Here is a 16,578-nt window from a genome sequence, read left to right as displayed (position 1 = left end):
GACTTCTCTAACTTATTGGAAAAATTCTTGGTGGAATCTTGCCGAGTGCTCATCCAATTTCAGGATCAACCTGCGGCTCGCCTTACTTTGGTTTCGCCCAAAGTAAGCAAAGGCATTGTCATCCGCAAAACTCGTTGACTACCATCAGCTAATTAATGAATCGCAGAAACAATACTTTATTAACGGAGTCCTGTCTCAAACAATTGCGGATGACGTTTCCGAGTATCATATTTCACTTAGAATTTTATATTTAACTCAGATTAAATAAAAAAACGCCGCAATTGCGGCGTTTTTTACAGCACAGCTTAAGCTGGTTTACGTAAATCTTTACGCAGGATTTTACCAACGTTTGATTTAGGTAATTCATCCATAAACTCAACATAACGTGGGCACTTGTAGCCAGTTAGGTTTTGTTTTGCATAAGCAAGCACTTCTTCAGTGGTTAAAGATGGATCTTTCTTCACAATGAACAACTTCGGCACTTCACCTGATTTTTCATCTGGAACACCAATTGCAGCCACTTCCAATACTTTCGGATGTTTTGCAATTACTTCTTCAATTTCACTTGGATAAACGTTGAAGCCAGATACCAGGATCATGTCTTTCTTACGGTCTACAATCTTGAAGTAACCGCGTGTGTCCATGACACCGACATCGCCAGTACGGAAGAAGCCATCTTTCGTCATGACTTTTTCAGTTTCATCAGGACGGTTCCAGTAACCTTTCATGACTTGAGGGCCACGAATCGAGATTTCACCCTGTTCGCCCTGAGGAACTTCATTACCATCATCATCAAGCAATACAACTTCGGTCAACGGCAATGGAATACCAATCGTACCGCTGAACTCTGTAGTTGCTGGTGGGTTTGCTGTTGCAACTGGTGAGGTTTCAGACAAGCCATAACCTTCAATGATGATAGTGCCCGTCACTTTTTTCCACGCTTCAGCAGTCGATGGCAATACTGCCATACCACCACCCATCGCCATCTTCAATTTGCTATGGTCAAGCTGCTTGAACTCTTCGTTATTCACCAAGGCATTGAACAATGTGTTCACTGCTGGGAAGAATGAAGGCTGGTATTTACGCAATTCGCCCACAACCGCTGGAAGATCACGCGGGTTAGGAATCAGGATATTGGCCTGACCTTTATACATCCCGTACATGGCACAAACCATGAACGCAAAGATGTGGTAAAGCGGCAATGCACACACAATACGGTCTTCTTTGGTGCCATCACCTTCACCAAACTTGCTTGAGAAGATGGCTTCACATTGTAATAAGTTTGATACAAGGTTACGGTGAGTCAACTCAGCGCCTTTAGAAACACCTGTTGTACCACCCGTATATTGAAGTACAGCCGTGTCACTTAAAGTCAGGCTTGGACGCTTGTAGTTGCTTGGGCTCACCTTGTTCAACGCTGTGTTGAACTTCACATGGCCAGGGATGCTCCATGCTGGAATTTGCTTGCGGACCTTGCGTAAAACGAAGTTTACGATGGTGCCTTTAAGCGTACCCAACATATCCCCTACAGAGGCAACAATCACATGCTTCACAGGTGTTTTGCCAATGATGCTTTGATATACGCTGGCAAAGTTTTCAATGATCACCAGTGCTTCAGCACCTGAGTCATTTAGCTGATGCTCAAGCTCACGCGCTGTATAGAGCGGGTTCACGTTCACAAGTACCAGACCTGCACGGAACACACCCAATGCCACCACTGGATACTGGAATACGTTCGGCATCATCACCGCAACACGCGATCCTTTTGCCAAACCAAGGCTTTGTAGATAGGTTGCGAATTTACGGCTAGCGACTTCTAATTCATTATACGTTAAAACTTTATCCATAAAGATAAAGGCATCACGTGAACCAAATTTTTGGAAATTGCGTTCAAAAATATCAACAAGTGAGGTGTTTTCAGCAGGCAGTGCAACTGTTTCTGGAATTCCTGTCTTTTGGTATTCAGCAAACCAAATCTTTTCCATAATGCCATTATCTCCGAGTGGTAATCCTTAAAAATGTAACAACGTTACTTTCCATGACAAAACATTTTTTTTAACTTTTTGAATTGCCCTGTCAACCTATTCAAACAATATGAATACATTGTCATATATAACGTATTTGTATTACAGAATACTAGCCTTATCTCTGAATGAAGAGTCTATTTGCTTTTTGGTATCCCCGTGGTAAAAGTTGCCCCTTTGTTGCTCTTTTTCCTATATATTTTTGGAGATCATCCCCTTTCAGTTTTAAGTGCTGTTGTCCTGCAGCGACTTGGATTATTTCATCTAACGTCAGGGTTGTCATGGATAAAATCTGCTCTTTTTCCTCAAGTTGTATCAACTTGTTACCTTTTCCTTTGTTCAGGACAGGCAGTTCGGCCAAGTCAATAATCAGTAAACGGCCTGATGAACTCAGGATTGCGGCATGGGTGGCCTGCTGAATTGGAAGCAATGGCAAGGCGGTCGCCTTGTCTGCAACAGTTAAGAACGCTTTACCTGCCTTGGCGTTGGTATCCAACTGTGCGGCCTGGGTTTTAAAGCCATAGCCATTTGAACTGACGGCAAGCAGCTCACTGTTATCATCCTCAATAAAGACCTGAATAAAGGATACGCCACTTGCTGGCGCAAGTTTGGAACTCAGGGGTTCACCCAAACCACGTGCCGATGGCAAACTGCTGATTGGCAAGGCATAGCTACGCCCTGTCTCATCAAGGAAATACACCCTCTGATTGGTTTTACCCACAGCATGGCTCAAGTATTGGTCACCTGCACGATAATTCAGGTTGGCCGCATCAACTTCCGCACCTTTGGCGGCACGTACCCACCCAGCCTCAGACAACACCACCGTCACGGTTTCGGCAGGCATTAAATCCTGTTCCTTAATCTGGACGGCATCCGCACGCGCAACGATTGGAGAACGTCGGTCATCACCAAACTTTTTCGCATCTTCTTTCAGTTCATTGATAATCAGGCTTTTCAATGATTCTGGATTTGCCAGTTGTTCACGGATAATGGCTGCTTTTGCCTCCAACTCCTCCTGCTCGCAGCGGATTTCCATTTCTTCAAGCTTGGCCAAATGGCGAAGTTTGAGTTCCAGAATGGCTTCGGCCTGAATGTCATCAATACCAAAATGCTGCATCAACACAGGTTTCGGCTGGTCTTCCTCACGGATGATGCGAATCACGGTATCAATATCAAGGTAGGCAATTAAAAGACCTGCCAGGATATGCAAACGTTTTTCGATTTTATTTAAATGATATTGCAAACGGCGGGTGACGGTTTGCTTACGAATCTCGATCCATTCCAATAAAATACGGCGAATAGATTTCACCTGCGGACGACCATCGGCCCCAATCATGTTGAGGTTAACGCGATAGCTTGATTCTAAATCTGTCGTTGCAAATAAATGGCTCATCACTGTTTCCGCATCGACACGATTAGATCGCAATACAATGACTAAACGCGTTGGATTTCGATGATCCGACTCATCACGAATATCTGCGACCAGAGGTAACTTCTTCGCAATCATCTGGTCGGCAATTTGAGTCACAACTTTAGAGCCTGAAACCTGATATGGAAGCTCCGTAATCACGATTTCATTTTTTTCTACTGTATACACCGCACGTGCCCGATAGCTACCTCGCCCTGTGGTTTGAATCTTTAACAACTCTTCAGGCGGGGTAATGATTTCAGCTTTGGTCGGTAAGTCTGGTGCAGGAATATATTCCGCCAGTTTTTCATCGGTGGTTTCAGGGTTACGAATCAGCGCAATCGTCCCTTTCACCACCTCACGTAAATTATGTGGTGGAATATCGGTTGCCATACCCACTGCAATACCCGTCGTACCATTCAAGAGAATATTGGGAATACGAGCGGGTAAAGTGATTGGTTCTTTCATCGAACCATCAAAGTTGTCCTGCCATTCACTGGTGCCCTGTCCCAACTCGCTCAGCAACAGTTCACTGTAGGCAGAAAGTTTGGCTTCGGTATAACGCATTGCCGCAAATGATTTTGGATCATCAGGTGAACCCCAGTTGCCCTGTCCTTCAATCAGTGGATAGCGATAGCTGAATGGCTGTGCCATCAACACCATCGCCTCATAACAGGCAGAGTCACCATGCGGATGATATTTACCCAGTACATCACCGACTGTACGTGCAGACTTCTTTGGCTTGCCTGTTGACTTCAAGCCCAGCTCGCTCATGGCATAGACAATACGGCGCTGTACGGGTTTTAGGCCATCACTGATATGTGGCAATGCACGGTCCATAATCACGTACATGGCATAGTTGAGGTAAGCTTGTTCTGTGAATTCGGCTACGGAGCGGTTTTCTGTTGCATGATGTGCAAGGCTGGTCATATCAGCAAGTCATCCAAAATCATTGTTATCGTCAATATTTGGTATGCTAAGTCGATGAATGAGATGTGACAAGTGTTTATTGCTATGAGTGCGTCAAGTGGTGACTCAGAGATGATATTTTATTTATTCAGGATAAGATGAGAAATAATGAGCTATATAAAAAAGATATTGGGAAAAAGATAGTTCTGTTGATCATCCTTACTTTTTCGTAGTAATTTGAACAAACCTAAAATAACACCAAATAAGAATGCATCATGCAAAACACTAAAGAATTCTAGCTGAAATTTATAATGTGCCATTAAATATATGATCATTAAGAAAACAAAAAGCGCGCTACTTTTATAAAAATCTTTTCTAGTAAAATCTATATCTTTCATTATAGCTTCCATTTCTTGAAACCGTGGCTCGGATTCAAATCAATGCTCATCCGTTGAAGATGCAGACTCGGCATCATCTTCCTTATAAATAAATTTTGGCATTTCCAGACCAAAATAAATTGCAATCACGCGCAAGGTGAAACCAAACACCAAGGTAAAAATTACGGTAAGGTCATGTGGTAGTCCAACCTCCAGACAGACCCAGTAACAAATCACCGCAACAAAGGAAATACTGGCATACAGCTCACGACGGAACACTAGTGGCACATCATTACACAAGATATCGCGCAAAATACCACCCGATACCCCTGTTAATACCCCAGCCACGGCGGAAACCACAAAACCATGTCCCATCGACAAGGCAATTTGACAGCCAATGATGGTGAAACCAATTAATCCCATGGCATCAAGCAATAAGAACACACTGCGTAAATGCTTCATCCATTTGGCAATAATGATGGTGACAAATGCCGCGCAGCAGGTCAAAACCAGATATTCAGGATGCTTGACCCAGGTTAGGGGATAATGTCCCAGCAACACATCACGCACGGAGCCACCACCCAGTGCAGTGACACAGGCAATCAGCACCACACCGAACCAGTCCATACTCCGTCGCCCTGCCGACAGTGCACCTGTCATGGCTTCCGCAGTGATGGCAATTATATAAATCACGGTGAGCAACATCTGCCTACATCCTTAAATCAGGCATAAAAGTGTGCACTATTTTAAGTCAAACTTAGATGAATTGCGCACAGCATTGCTTAAATTTTTTCCCTGAACCACAGATACAGGGCTGTTTCATGGTGATCTGCATATCCAGCGTTGGATCAAGAAAATACCAGTATTGCTGATGCAACACAAAATGTGAAACCTCATGGTGAACGTGTTGCTGCTTTCCATCATGGTAATGGGCCTTGAATTCTACCAAGGCATGGCTTTTATCCAGTTTGGGCTGGTGTTGTACCACTTCCAGTTTCAGCCACTGATTCGCCTGACTCCAATCCGCAATCGCAGCACGGTCTAAAAAAACCTGCTGCCCCAATGCCGTGGTTTCCAGAATGTAGCCAATCTGCTGCAAGGCAAAGGCGCTATAGCGTGAACGCATCAACTGTTCAGCCGTTTGGGCCGTTTTCTGTTTCAAATGCAGGGGCTGGCAGCACGCTACATATTGCCCCTGTCCACATGGACAGTTTTCCAAGGAGGTCATTTTCAACTCTCAAATAAAAATAGCCCTGAGAAAATCTTGTACAACAAGATCAAACTCGAAGGCTATTGAGATGGAAACTAATTACTTCTCTGCTTGTTTCTCTTCCGCGATAATGCGCACTTTCTCAATCTTGTGCCCATCCATGGTCACTACTTCAAAGCGGTAGCCATCTGCTTCAACCGTCTCACCATTTTCAGGTAAACGGCCCAAATGGAACAACAGATAACCAGACAGGGTTGAGTATTCCTCACTTTCATCCACAAGGTCTTTACCCAGCAACAATGAAACATGGCGAATATCAGTTGAACCCTCCAATATCATGGAACCATCTTCAAGACTTTCCGCCGCTGCCTCAAGTTCGTCCTCATCAGGGAATTCACCTGCAATCGCTTCCAGGACATCAATTGGTGTGGCAATGCCCTCAATCGAACCATATTCATTCAGTACGATTGCCATTTGTAACGGTGCCTGACGCAGTTGCTCCATCACCATCAACACCTGCGCATTTTCATGCACAATCACAGGTTCACGCAGATGTTTACTGAAATCAATCGTTCCTGTTTCAATGTATTCATTGAGAATTTTATGGGTCAGTACCACACCCTCAATGTTATCCAGCTCACCCCGTGCAATAATCAGGCGTGAATGGGTCATTGCCATCAAGCGTTCTTTCAATTCGGCTGGGTCAGCCTCAAGGTCCAGCCATTCCAGTTCAGGACGTGGAGTCATCACCGATTTTACAGGACGCTCAGACAGGCCCAATACGCCCTGCACCAGTACGCTGTGATACACGCCATTGTCCTCATCAAACACTTCCTTGGCGTAGGCCTGTGTCGCCAACACATCTTCAGACTCGTTGTTCTGCCCCTCACCACCATTGCCCTTACTGCCAAGCATACGCAACACAGCCGATGCCGTGCGGTAGCGTAAATCTGTGGTGGTGACCAGTTTCTCCTGATTGCGGCGCATGGTTTGGTTGACCATTTCGACCAGCACAGAGAAACCAATCGCCGCATAGAGGTAGCCTTTCGGAATATGGAAGCCAAAGCCCTCCACCACCAGTGAGAAACCAATCATCATCAGGAAGCCGAGACACAGGATCACCACGGTTGGGTGCTTATTGACGAAATCCATCAACGGGCGTGACGCCAGCAGCATGATACCAATCGCAATGGTCACCGCGATCATCATGATGGAAAGCTCTTTCACCATCCCCACGGCGGTAATCACGCTGTCGAGTGAGAACACGGCATCCAGCACCACGATCTGTACCACCACCATCCAGAACGCGGCATGGACAGGGTTTTCCTCTTTTAATGCCTGCTTGCCCTCAATCCGTTCATGCAACTCCATGGTTCCCTTAAACAACAGGAACACACCACCGAACAACAGGATGAGGTCTCGACCTGAGAAAGCATGGTCAAATATATGGAATAGTGGTTCGGTTAGGGTCACCACCCATGCAATGGATGCAAGCAGCACCAGACGCATCAGCAATGCGAGCACCAAACCCACCCTACGGGCTGTATTACGTTGGTGCGGTGGTAGTTTCTCTGCCAAAATGGCAATAAAGACCAGGTTATCAATACCCAGTACAATTTCAAGTACAACCAATGTCGCTAGGCCAACCCATGCAGAGGGGTCGGACATCCATTCCAGAATCATTGAGCTGACTCCTCTGCAAAATTGGCAGTGTTATGATGAAATTTAAAATCTAAAAGATCGGCACAGGTAGCCAAAACATTTTTTATAGGAAAAAAGAACAAAGCGGAGCGACAACAACCACTACTCATAGAGGTACATAGATTAATAAAAGGATTTTCAGTATAGGCAAGATTACGGTGAAATTCATCATTTTTATGGGGATGATCTTGGTAATTTTTTTCTAAAGTTTACAGAGAAGCCTGTACGGAAAGTGTGCATCAAACTGTCATAAAAGTCATTTAACCTAGACAACGACAGTGAAAATGATAAGGTAAAAATAAACTGAATGAATAGTATTGTAAAAATGACTGACAACAACGAAACATCTCCCATCAAAACCACCCAATCCCTGATTGCCTTATATTGCGGTTCCCGTGCAGGCAACAAGCCCATTTACTGCGACACAGCCATTGAACTGGCCCAGCATATTGCCACCCAGGGTTTCGGAATTGTCTATGGCGGGGCCAGCATTGGGCTGATGGGTCAGGTTGCTGACACCGTGCTTGAGCATGGCGGTGAAGTGGTTGGGGTGATTCCCGAATTTATGCTGGATTATGAAATTGCACACAGCCAGTTGACCGAACTGCATATCGTCAAGAGCATGCATGAACGCAAGGCCTTGATGGCGGAACGTGCCAGCGCCTTTATCGCCCTGCCAGGCGGATTGGGAACGTTTGAGGAGATTCTGGAAATCGCCACCTGGGGACAGCTCAACCAGCACCAGAAACCGATGATTATCTATAACGTCAACCGTTTTTATGATGCGCTGATTGCCCAGCTTGACCATGCCGTTGAAGAGGGCTTTTTACCGCCACAGCATCGCGCCAAACTGATTATCTGTGAAAATCCTGAGCAGATTTCCAATGTCATCAAAAACCTGAATAGTCCTGAACATATCAGGGTTTAAAAAGAACACAAAAAAGCGGATCTGGTGATCCGCTTTTTTTTACTGTGTATTGACCTGATAGATCGCGGTTGAACCACTGACCTCATTCCCCACCACCAGCAACGGTTTGCCATTTGGTGAATCCTTGGCGGCAATAAAGATCAATCCCTCTGGGCCTAGATCACCATGTGCAGACAAGTTCTTTGATGGATCCGCTTCATCCCAGATTTCACGAGTATTTAAATAATCCTGAAAAATCGGTTGTTTTGGCTGGGTCACATCAAAGACCATCACGCCACCCATACGTTCAAGGCCTAAGAACAGGAATTGTTTATTACCAATTTTACCAATGGTCAGACCTTCTGGTTCTGGGCCTTTGTTACTGCTGCGTCCACCCAGTGTATTTCCTTTTTCATGGTTACTGTTAAACCAGTTTTTACATGGAATGTTACGCGTCTTACCTAACTTACACTGATCACTATTCAGGTATTGTTCAATAAAGTCGCCTGAATCATAAGCTATCTTGACCTGATTCTGCGTGTCCCAAATCGAGAATGAACGGCCACCCAATACATAGAGTGCGTCATACATCAGATAGTCGGTGAGTGGATTACCATTGACCCCGATTTTATCGCCTGCTTTGGAGTAGTACACAGGTTTACCATTTTCAGTTTGATAACCTTGTGTCCATGTCACTTTTAAACGCCCCAACTGTTTATCATCACGGCAATCGCCCGCATCACCTTTGCTTGCGCCACAATAGCTAAATACAGTTGGGTTCAGATGCGCACCTGCGGCAAGATCACGTAAATGTGCAGGTAAATCATCGGCACAACGGCGGTCAAAACCATCTTTATGCACAAGATGCTTCACACGCCATTCTTCAACAAAGCCTTTGCTGTTGTCATTATCACAACGTTTTAATTTATTTTTCTCTAAATCTTTTGGCTTGGTCAGGCCAAAATATTCTACGGTCGTCTCACCCCATGCACGCGAGTCGCCCTCATTGGCAGAAACCAAATAGGTTTTATTATCCGCTGCGGTATATGCAGCAATACTATCTGGCTGATACATGCCTTTCAGGCCCGACCATGCCTTGATTAGAATATCCTGTACGGTTTTCTTGCCATCAAAATCACTCACATCCAATCCATTACTTGAATTTTTGCTGCTATCCAGCATGGATTTAAATGAGCTATCCGTTAAACCATGATCTTTCAGTCCCAATGCCTCAATCGAAGTCACGGTTGCTGTGGCAATATCAATCACCGCAATCGCATTATTTTCCTGTAGGCTGGCCCAGGCGGTTTTGCCATCACTGGAAACCGCAATATATTCAGGCTCTAAATCCTGGGCAACGCTGGCATTCGGTCCATAAATACGCACACCCTTGGCAAGCAATGCTTCTTTTTGATTATTAAACGCCTTGAAATCTGCTGTTTTCACGGTTGGCTTAAGAATGTCACTGACATTAATCACACTGATTGAACCCTCTGGGTCAATTTGGTAATCATCCGACGGTTCACCCTCATTGGCAACCAATACCGTTTGACCATCTGGGCTAAAGGTCAACATATCAGGCAGTGCCCCCACAGGCACATAGCTTAGACGGCTTAAATCACTTGCCTGATAAAATGCCACAAAACCTGTATCGGTTTTCTTGCCTGCTTCAATGGCAATTGCAATAATCCCCTGACGAATACTCACGCTATTCACGGTCGCACCCGCAGCAATATCCGTCACAGTCAGTGATTTGAGCAATACAGGCTGGGCTGGATTGGATAAATCAAGTACGTCCAATGCACCTGCTTTGGCATTGACAATAAACGCGCGTTTTGTTGCAGGATCATAGGCTGGAATTTCCGCGGCACTGACACCAAACGCACCCGCTTCATAACGTCCCAACAAGCTGAGTTGAATATGCTCTGGCGTTGCTTCAACCTCTGGCTTAGGTTCAGGCTTCGGCTCAACCACTTCTGGTTTTGGCTGCACCTCTTCTTTCGGCAAGATGTCCTGATCATCTTCACAGCCAACCATCCCCACTGACAGCAGTGCCGTCAATAAAACTGAAATCTTAAATTTCATCATCAACTTCCATACATTTCTTTTGTACGGCTAAGCTAATGCCTTGAGATTCAAGTTGGATGACAGTTTCATGTCAATTCCATGACGACTCCTTGACAATTTAAGCCTTTATTTTCATCAGGGTTGCCTTAAACTAAGCTAAAACCTTTATTCATGATATTGCATGTCCACAACCACCCATCAAGCCGTACAGCCTGAATTTCGACTGCTGGTGTTACTGGTTTCCATTGGCTTCTTTATGCAGGCGCTGGACACCACCATTGTCAACACCGCAATTCCAGGCATGGCGGCCCAGCTCAATGAAAATCCCTTGCAGATGCATGGAGTAATCGTGGCCTACGTGCTGTCTGTGGCGGCCTGCATTCCATTGAGTGGCTGGCTGGCCGACCGCTTTGGGATTCGCAATGTCTACCTTGCCTCAATGGTGATTTTTAGCCTTGCCTCACTAGGCTGTGGGTTATCGCAGAACCTGAATCAACTACTGTTTTTTCGGGTGATTCAGGGTATTGGTGGCGCATTGCTGATGCCCGTGGGACGTTTGGCATTGCTGAAAATCATTCCACGCTCGCAGTTCCTTTCCGCCATGAGTTTAATGAGCCTTGCAGGCCTGATTGGCCCGTTGATGGGACCGACGCTGGGCGGCTGGCTGGTTGAGGTGGCGACATGGCACTGGATTTTCCTGATCAACCTGCCTATGGGCGTACTTGGCATGATCATGACCCTGAAAGTCATGCCCAACCAAACCGAACCGACGGTAAAACCCTTTGATTTAAGTGGTTTAATCCTGTTGATGATCGCAATGGTTGGGCTATCGTTGGGTATTGAAAATATTGCGGCCCCCCAATATTCCCGCCTTGTCAGCATTAGCCTGCTGGTGATGGGAACCATTGCCACCATTGGCTATGCCTATCATGCGCATAGCCATCAAAATGCGCTGTTTCATGGTCGCCTGTTTCGCTATAAAATCTTTTCGATTGGGGTTTTGGGCAACTTCTTTGCACGTCTGGGCAGTAACGCCATTCCCTTTATTTTACCGCTGATGCTACAGGTGGCTTTTGGTTTTGAACCGTTCTTCACAGGTTTAATGATGATTCCACTGGTATTGGGCTCATTATTCTCTAAACCGATTATCCGTCCTTTGATCCAGCGTGTTGGCTATCGTCGTTTTCTACTGACCAATACCGTTCTGGTTGGATTATGTATCGCCAGTTTCGCCCTAATGACAGCAACCACCCCACTATGGCTTAAAGTGCTGCATCTGTTTATCTTTGGTACACTGAATTCGCTGCAATTTGTCGGAATGAACACCCTGACCCTGAAAGACCTGCCGCAACAGGATGCCAGCAGTGGCAACAGTTTCCTTTCCATGATCATGATGCTGTCGATGAGTATCGGGGTGGCGTTGGCAGGAACCTTGATTAATGTGTTTGGTCAGCATTTCTCAACCGCTTCCCTCACCACTGCGTTCCATGCCACATTAATAACACTGGGTTGTATCAACCTGATCACCGCACTGGTGTTTTGGCAAATTCCAAAAGAAATGGCAGACTAGGCTGCATGAAAAAATATAGCTGACGACATGGCAAAGAAACCTGCGAAACATCCACTCTCCCGATATTATCCAACCTATGCCAGTGTTGGCTTGGCTGTCATGCTTGGTGTGGTGAGCTATTTCGGCCTGTTCCATCAGCAGAAAGCCTCTGCACAGGACTATGCCATTCGTGGCTTTGATGTTTCGCACCATCAGGGTGAGATTAACTGGAAAAAGATCTCTCCAGTGCAGTACCAGTTTGTCTATCTGAAAGCCACCGAGGGTGGTGACTTTAAGGACCGAAACTTTCAGGAAAACTGGCTTAAGGCACGCGAACAGGGCCTGCATGTCGGTGCCTACCACTTCTACCGTTTATGTCGGGATGGCAAGGTACAGGCGGAAAACTTTATCGCTACCGTACCCAAGAAAGCGGATGCCCTGCCACCCGTGATTGACCTTGAATATGACAGCAACTGCATCAATGCCTTTACCAAGGAGCAGTTACTCAGCGAAATTCAGGTCATGCATGACCAACTACAGCAGCATTATGGCAAGCAGCCCATTTTCTATATTTCCAAGAGTTTTTACCATATTGTGCTGATGGGCAGCTTCGTTAATACACCGCTCTGGGTACGTGATTATCAGGAACAGCCCAAGCTGAAAGATGGACGGCAATGGCTGTTTTGGCAACACACCCAGAATGGCAAAATTGATGGCATTGATCAACCTGTCGATTTAAATGTTTATGCCGACTCTCCCAAACAGTGGCGAATATTTTTAAAACAACAGGGCATTCAGGATGGCAAATGAGCTGCGCAAGATCATCCATATCGACATGGATGCTTTCTATGCCTCAGTTGAGTTAAGGGAACGTCCCGAGCTCAGGGATTTGCCTGTGGTGGTGGCCTTTCATCATACCCGTGGTGTGGTTGCCGCCGCCTCCTACCCTGCCCGTGTCTTTGGCCTGCGTTCCGCCATGTCGATGGGGCAGGCACGAAAACTTTGTCCACAGGTGATTGTGCTTGAACCGAACTTTGAGAAATACCGAGAGGTGTCTGCGCAAATCCACCAGATTTTTCAGCAATATACCCCACTGATTGAACCGCTGTCGCTGGATGAGGCCTATCTGGATGTGACCGAGAACCTAAAAAACATCCCCAGCGCCACCGAGGTTGCAACACAGATCCGTGCCGATATTCTGGCAGCCACTGGACTAACCGCTTCCGCAGGCGTTGCACCGAATAAGTTTCTGGCAAAAATCGCATCGGACTGGAACAAGCCCAATGGCCTGTTTGTGATCAAGCCCTCACAGGTACTCAGCTTTATTCAGGATTTGCCCGTCAGTAAAATTCACGGTGTCGGCAAGGTGACCCAGCACAAGCTACATCAACTCAATCTGCATACCTTGGGTCAACTGCAACAAATTGAGGAAAAGGTGCTGATTCACCATTTTGGCAAATATGGCAAACAGCTCTATCTATATGCCCAGGGCATTGACCACCGCCCTGTCAAGGCTGAACGGGAACGGCAGCAAATTTCCAAGGAGATCACCTTTGATGATGATTACACCCTTGATCAATGCAGCCGTACATGGCAACCGTTGACCGAACAGGTCTGGCGTAGTTTGAATAAAAAGCAGTTGGCGGCCCGTGGTGTCAACGTCAAGTTGAAGTTAAAGAATTTTCAGGTTTTACAGCACAGTAAAAGCTTTAAACAGCCCCTGCAATCGCAGCAGGACCTGTGGCAGGTGGTGTTGCAATTGCTGAATGAAATGCATCTTGAACCCAGTTTGCAGTTCCGTCTGGTTGGCGTGGGTGTTTATCAATTACAGCAAGCCCAGCAGGAACCCCAGCTTTGCTTATGGTAATGGCGTTTTTTTACTCAAAAGCATGGTTTCTGTTTAAATTTATGTTTGCTTTTTATGCGCTTTTCAGTACTCTAGGCAGCGCAATCACATTATCCATGTGATTTGCTGATGCTAAAGAAATCCTCACTTTTAGCATCTGCTCCTGTGGTTGGCGTGACGATCAAATCCGAATATTACAGGGCGCTTCTGGTGTCCTTTCTCAATTTCCCCGCCCATAAAATTTTCAGGATTGCACTTTTCTCCCTGCCGTGTTCAGCTAAACTGTATCCATACAATTAGAATATCTTGAATGATCAATCACCATGAATCAAAAACAAATTCTATGTGTGGAAGATGAATCCGCCATTGTTTTACCCTTGCGCTATGCACTTGAACGTGAGGGCTGGCAGGTCAGTTGGGCCAATACAGGGACTCAGGCACTGCAACTGCTTTCACAGCAGGGTTTTGATTTTATTATTCTGGATGTGGGCCTACCTGATATCAATGGTTTTGAGGTGTGCAAGCAATTACGCCAGAAATATCAAACGCCGTTATTGTTCTTGACTGCGCGCGATGATGAGATTGACCGTGTGGTGGGACTGGAAATTGGTGCGGATGACTATTGTAGCAAGCCCTTTAGCGCGCGTGAGATTGTGGCGAGGATTAAAGCCATCTGGCGCAGGATGGAAGCCCAAACCGCGATAGCTGCTCCAACCCCGTTATCACCACAAACAGAATCCCTGCTTCGGTGCTCAGTATGGTCATGCTTTCCACAGTCGCTGCAAATCCAGTATCATGGACAAATCCTACAGCTTACACGTTATGAATATCGCCTGTTATTTTTGCTGATTCAACATCCTGAACAAGTGTTTAGCCGACAGCAATTGATGGATCATATCTGGGAGCATCCCGAACATAGTTTGGAACGGACGGTTGATACCCATATCAAGAGTTTAAGGCAAAAACTAAAACAGGTCAGACCTGATGATGAGCCTATTCGAACCCATCGGGGCTTTGGTTATAGTTTAAAAAAATAATAATGGAATAAGCGATGTCCATCTTTATCCGTATCTGGTTTTTCTTTAGTCTGGTGGTTATCCTCAGTCTAGGCTTTATTGCCTATACCCTGACCCAGCAGGTCAAACCCAATGTACGGCAGGTGGTTGAAGATACACTGGCTGAAAACGCCAACATCATTGCAAAACTGGTTGCGGAGGATGTCGCCCAGCATCAGGTCAATACTCCCGAGTTCGACCAGAAAATACAGGCGGCGCTATCACGCCAACTGAATGCCACCATCTGGCAGCATAAAAAGAACCAAATCAACCAGCAGCTTTATATTACCGACCAAAATGGGATTGTGATTTACGATTCTGAACACCAAGCGGTTGGACAGGACTATTCCAAATGGAATGATGTCTATTTGACCCTGCTTGGCAAATACGGCGCACGTTCCACAGCCATCTATCCCTATGACCGAAATAGCAGTGTGATGTATATTGCCGCACCAATTATCCATCAACAGCAACTCATCGGTGTGGTGAGTATTGGCAAACCAAACCAGTCGGTACAGCCTTATATTGAGCGTGCGGAACAGCAACTGGTTTATCAGGCGTTATGGATTGCGGCGCTCAGTTTATTACTGGCTAGTATCGTTGCCTACTGGCTGAGACATAGCATTGATAAGGTACGGCGTTATGCCCAGGCCCTTGCGCCCGTCAACCAGGCTCCCTTTTTCTACTCCGCCAAAGAGTTGAATCAGGTGACTCAGGCATTAAGCGATATGCGGGAAAAACTGGAAGACCGTGGCTATGTTGAAAACTATGTCAACACACTCACCCATGAACTTAAAAGCCCATTGACCGCCATTCAAGCCAGTGCTGAACTGTTGCAGGATGATCTACCACTGACTGATCAGCAGCAGTTTGCCACCCATATTGTGCAGCAAAGCCAGCGCCTGCAATCCCTGATTGAGCGGATGCTGTTGCTGACCCGTCTGGAAAAAAACCAGCATGCTCTAGAGTTTCAAACCCTTGACCTGAATGCCCTGATTCAACAATGTGTTCAACAGCAACATAGCGCCCTGCAACTCAAGCAGGTTCAGCTACAGCTTGATCTGCCTCAACAATGCGGCGTATATGCCGATGCCTTTTGGCTCAGACAGGCACTCAACAACCTGCTGGATAATGCGCGAGACTTCTGCCCAGCACAGGGAATCATTGCACTGCAACTTAAGGCAAACCCTGCCCAGCATCATCTGCACATTCTATTGTTTAATGAGGGCGAGGCGATTCCCGAATACGCTTTGGGCCGTATTTTTGAAACCTACTTTTCCCTGCCCCGTCCCCACAATCAGCAACGTAGCACAGGCATTGGACTCAGTATCGTTCAGCAGATTGTTCAACAGCACCACGGACAGATTCATATCCAGAATATTGCCGAGAACACGCTGGATTTCCTGAAAAATCATGCATCTGGTGTACTGGTCAGCATCACACTTCACACAAACTTCACTTAAGCTTCAAGCCCAGCTCATCCTAAGCGCATCTCAGTTCTAGATACTTGTCCTATTACAATGAC

The 16,578-nt window shown here is 46.0% G+C and carries 12 protein-coding genes; 6 read left to right on the top strand and 6 right to left on the bottom strand.

Features of this window, described 5'->3' with window-relative positions; translation table 11 throughout:
- Positions 1-305: 305 nt before the first annotated feature.
- From N5J47_RS12750 to N5J47_RS12730, 5 genes are all read right to left on the bottom strand, one after another.
- Entirely contained in the window at positions 306-1,985 is a 1,680-nt protein-coding gene (locus tag N5J47_RS12750; RefSeq protein WP_267981605.1) for a long-chain-fatty-acid--CoA ligase, read from the bottom strand.
- A 157-nt stretch (positions 1,986-2,142) separates the two neighbouring features.
- The gene (parC, locus tag N5J47_RS12745; RefSeq protein ID WP_279960251.1) at positions 2,143-4,362 is read right to left on the bottom strand and encodes a DNA topoisomerase IV subunit A; all 2,220 of its coding nucleotides are present in this window, start codon (positions 4,360-4,362) and stop codon (positions 2,143-2,145) included.
- A gap of 416 nt (positions 4,363-4,778) precedes the next feature.
- A complete protein-coding gene (locus tag N5J47_RS12740) occupies positions 4,779-5,423 on the bottom strand; it encodes a trimeric intracellular cation channel family protein (protein ID WP_004680789.1) in 645 nt (214 codons plus the stop codon).
- Positions 5,424-5,475: 52 nt separating this feature from the next.
- The gene (locus tag N5J47_RS12735) at positions 5,476-5,946 is read right to left on the bottom strand and encodes a YchJ family protein (protein ID WP_279960252.1); all 471 of its coding nucleotides are present in this window, start codon (positions 5,944-5,946) and stop codon (positions 5,476-5,478) included.
- An 81-nt stretch (positions 5,947-6,027) separates the two neighbouring features.
- Positions 6,028-7,611, bottom strand: coding sequence for a TerC family protein (locus N5J47_RS12730; RefSeq protein WP_279960253.1), 1,584 nt, complete (start codon positions 7,609-7,611; stop codon positions 6,028-6,030).
- 325 nt (positions 7,612-7,936) lie between these two features.
- Here N5J47_RS12730 and N5J47_RS12725 point away from each other — a divergent pair, with 325 nt between their 5' ends.
- Positions 7,937-8,557, top strand: coding sequence for a TIGR00730 family Rossman fold protein (locus N5J47_RS12725; RefSeq protein ID WP_279960254.1), 621 nt, complete (start codon positions 7,937-7,939; stop codon positions 8,555-8,557).
- A gap of 39 nt (positions 8,558-8,596) precedes the next feature.
- Here N5J47_RS12725 and N5J47_RS12720 read toward each other — a convergent pair whose 3' ends face one another.
- Complete coding sequence (locus N5J47_RS12720; RefSeq protein WP_279960255.1) at positions 8,597-10,621, bottom strand: choice-of-anchor I family protein; 2,025 nt, start codon at positions 10,619-10,621, stop codon at positions 8,597-8,599.
- A 163-nt stretch (positions 10,622-10,784) separates the two neighbouring features.
- Between N5J47_RS12720 and mdtD the strand changes: the two genes are divergently transcribed.
- The 5 genes from mdtD (at position 10,785) to creC (ending at position 16,516) form a co-directional block, all read left to right on the top strand.
- Positions 10,785-12,173 (top strand): multidrug transporter subunit MdtD, encoded by a 1,389-nt coding sequence (gene mdtD, locus N5J47_RS12715; RefSeq protein WP_279960256.1) that lies wholly within the window; start codon positions 10,785-10,787, stop codon positions 12,171-12,173.
- Between the two features lie 27 nt (positions 12,174-12,200).
- Positions 12,201-12,962, top strand: coding sequence for a GH25 family lysozyme (locus N5J47_RS12710; RefSeq protein WP_279960257.1), 762 nt, complete (start codon positions 12,201-12,203; stop codon positions 12,960-12,962).
- A gap of 1 nt (position 12,963) precedes the next feature.
- Positions 12,964-14,019, top strand: coding sequence for a DNA polymerase IV (gene dinB, locus N5J47_RS12705; protein WP_279960273.1), 1,056 nt, complete (start codon positions 12,964-12,966; stop codon positions 14,017-14,019).
- A gap of 302 nt (positions 14,020-14,321) precedes the next feature.
- The gene (creB, locus tag N5J47_RS12700; protein WP_279960258.1) at positions 14,322-15,035 is read left to right on the top strand and encodes a two-component system response regulator CreB; all 714 of its coding nucleotides are present in this window, start codon (positions 14,322-14,324) and stop codon (positions 15,033-15,035) included.
- A 14-nt stretch (positions 15,036-15,049) separates the two neighbouring features.
- Positions 15,050-16,516: a two-component system sensor histidine kinase CreC gene (gene creC / locus N5J47_RS12695; RefSeq protein WP_279960259.1), complete on the top strand. Its 1,467-nt coding sequence runs from the start codon at positions 15,050-15,052 to the stop codon at positions 16,514-16,516.
- The last annotated feature ends 62 nt before the right edge of the window (positions 16,517-16,578 follow it).

This window comes from Acinetobacter sp. GD03645, from assembly GCF_029845285.1.
In the GTDB taxonomy this organism is placed as follows: Bacteria; Pseudomonadota; Gammaproteobacteria; order Pseudomonadales; family Moraxellaceae; genus Acinetobacter; species Acinetobacter corruptisaponis.
Note: the sequence above shows the minus strand (reverse complement) of the source record. Positions and strands in the feature narration are given on the sequence as shown.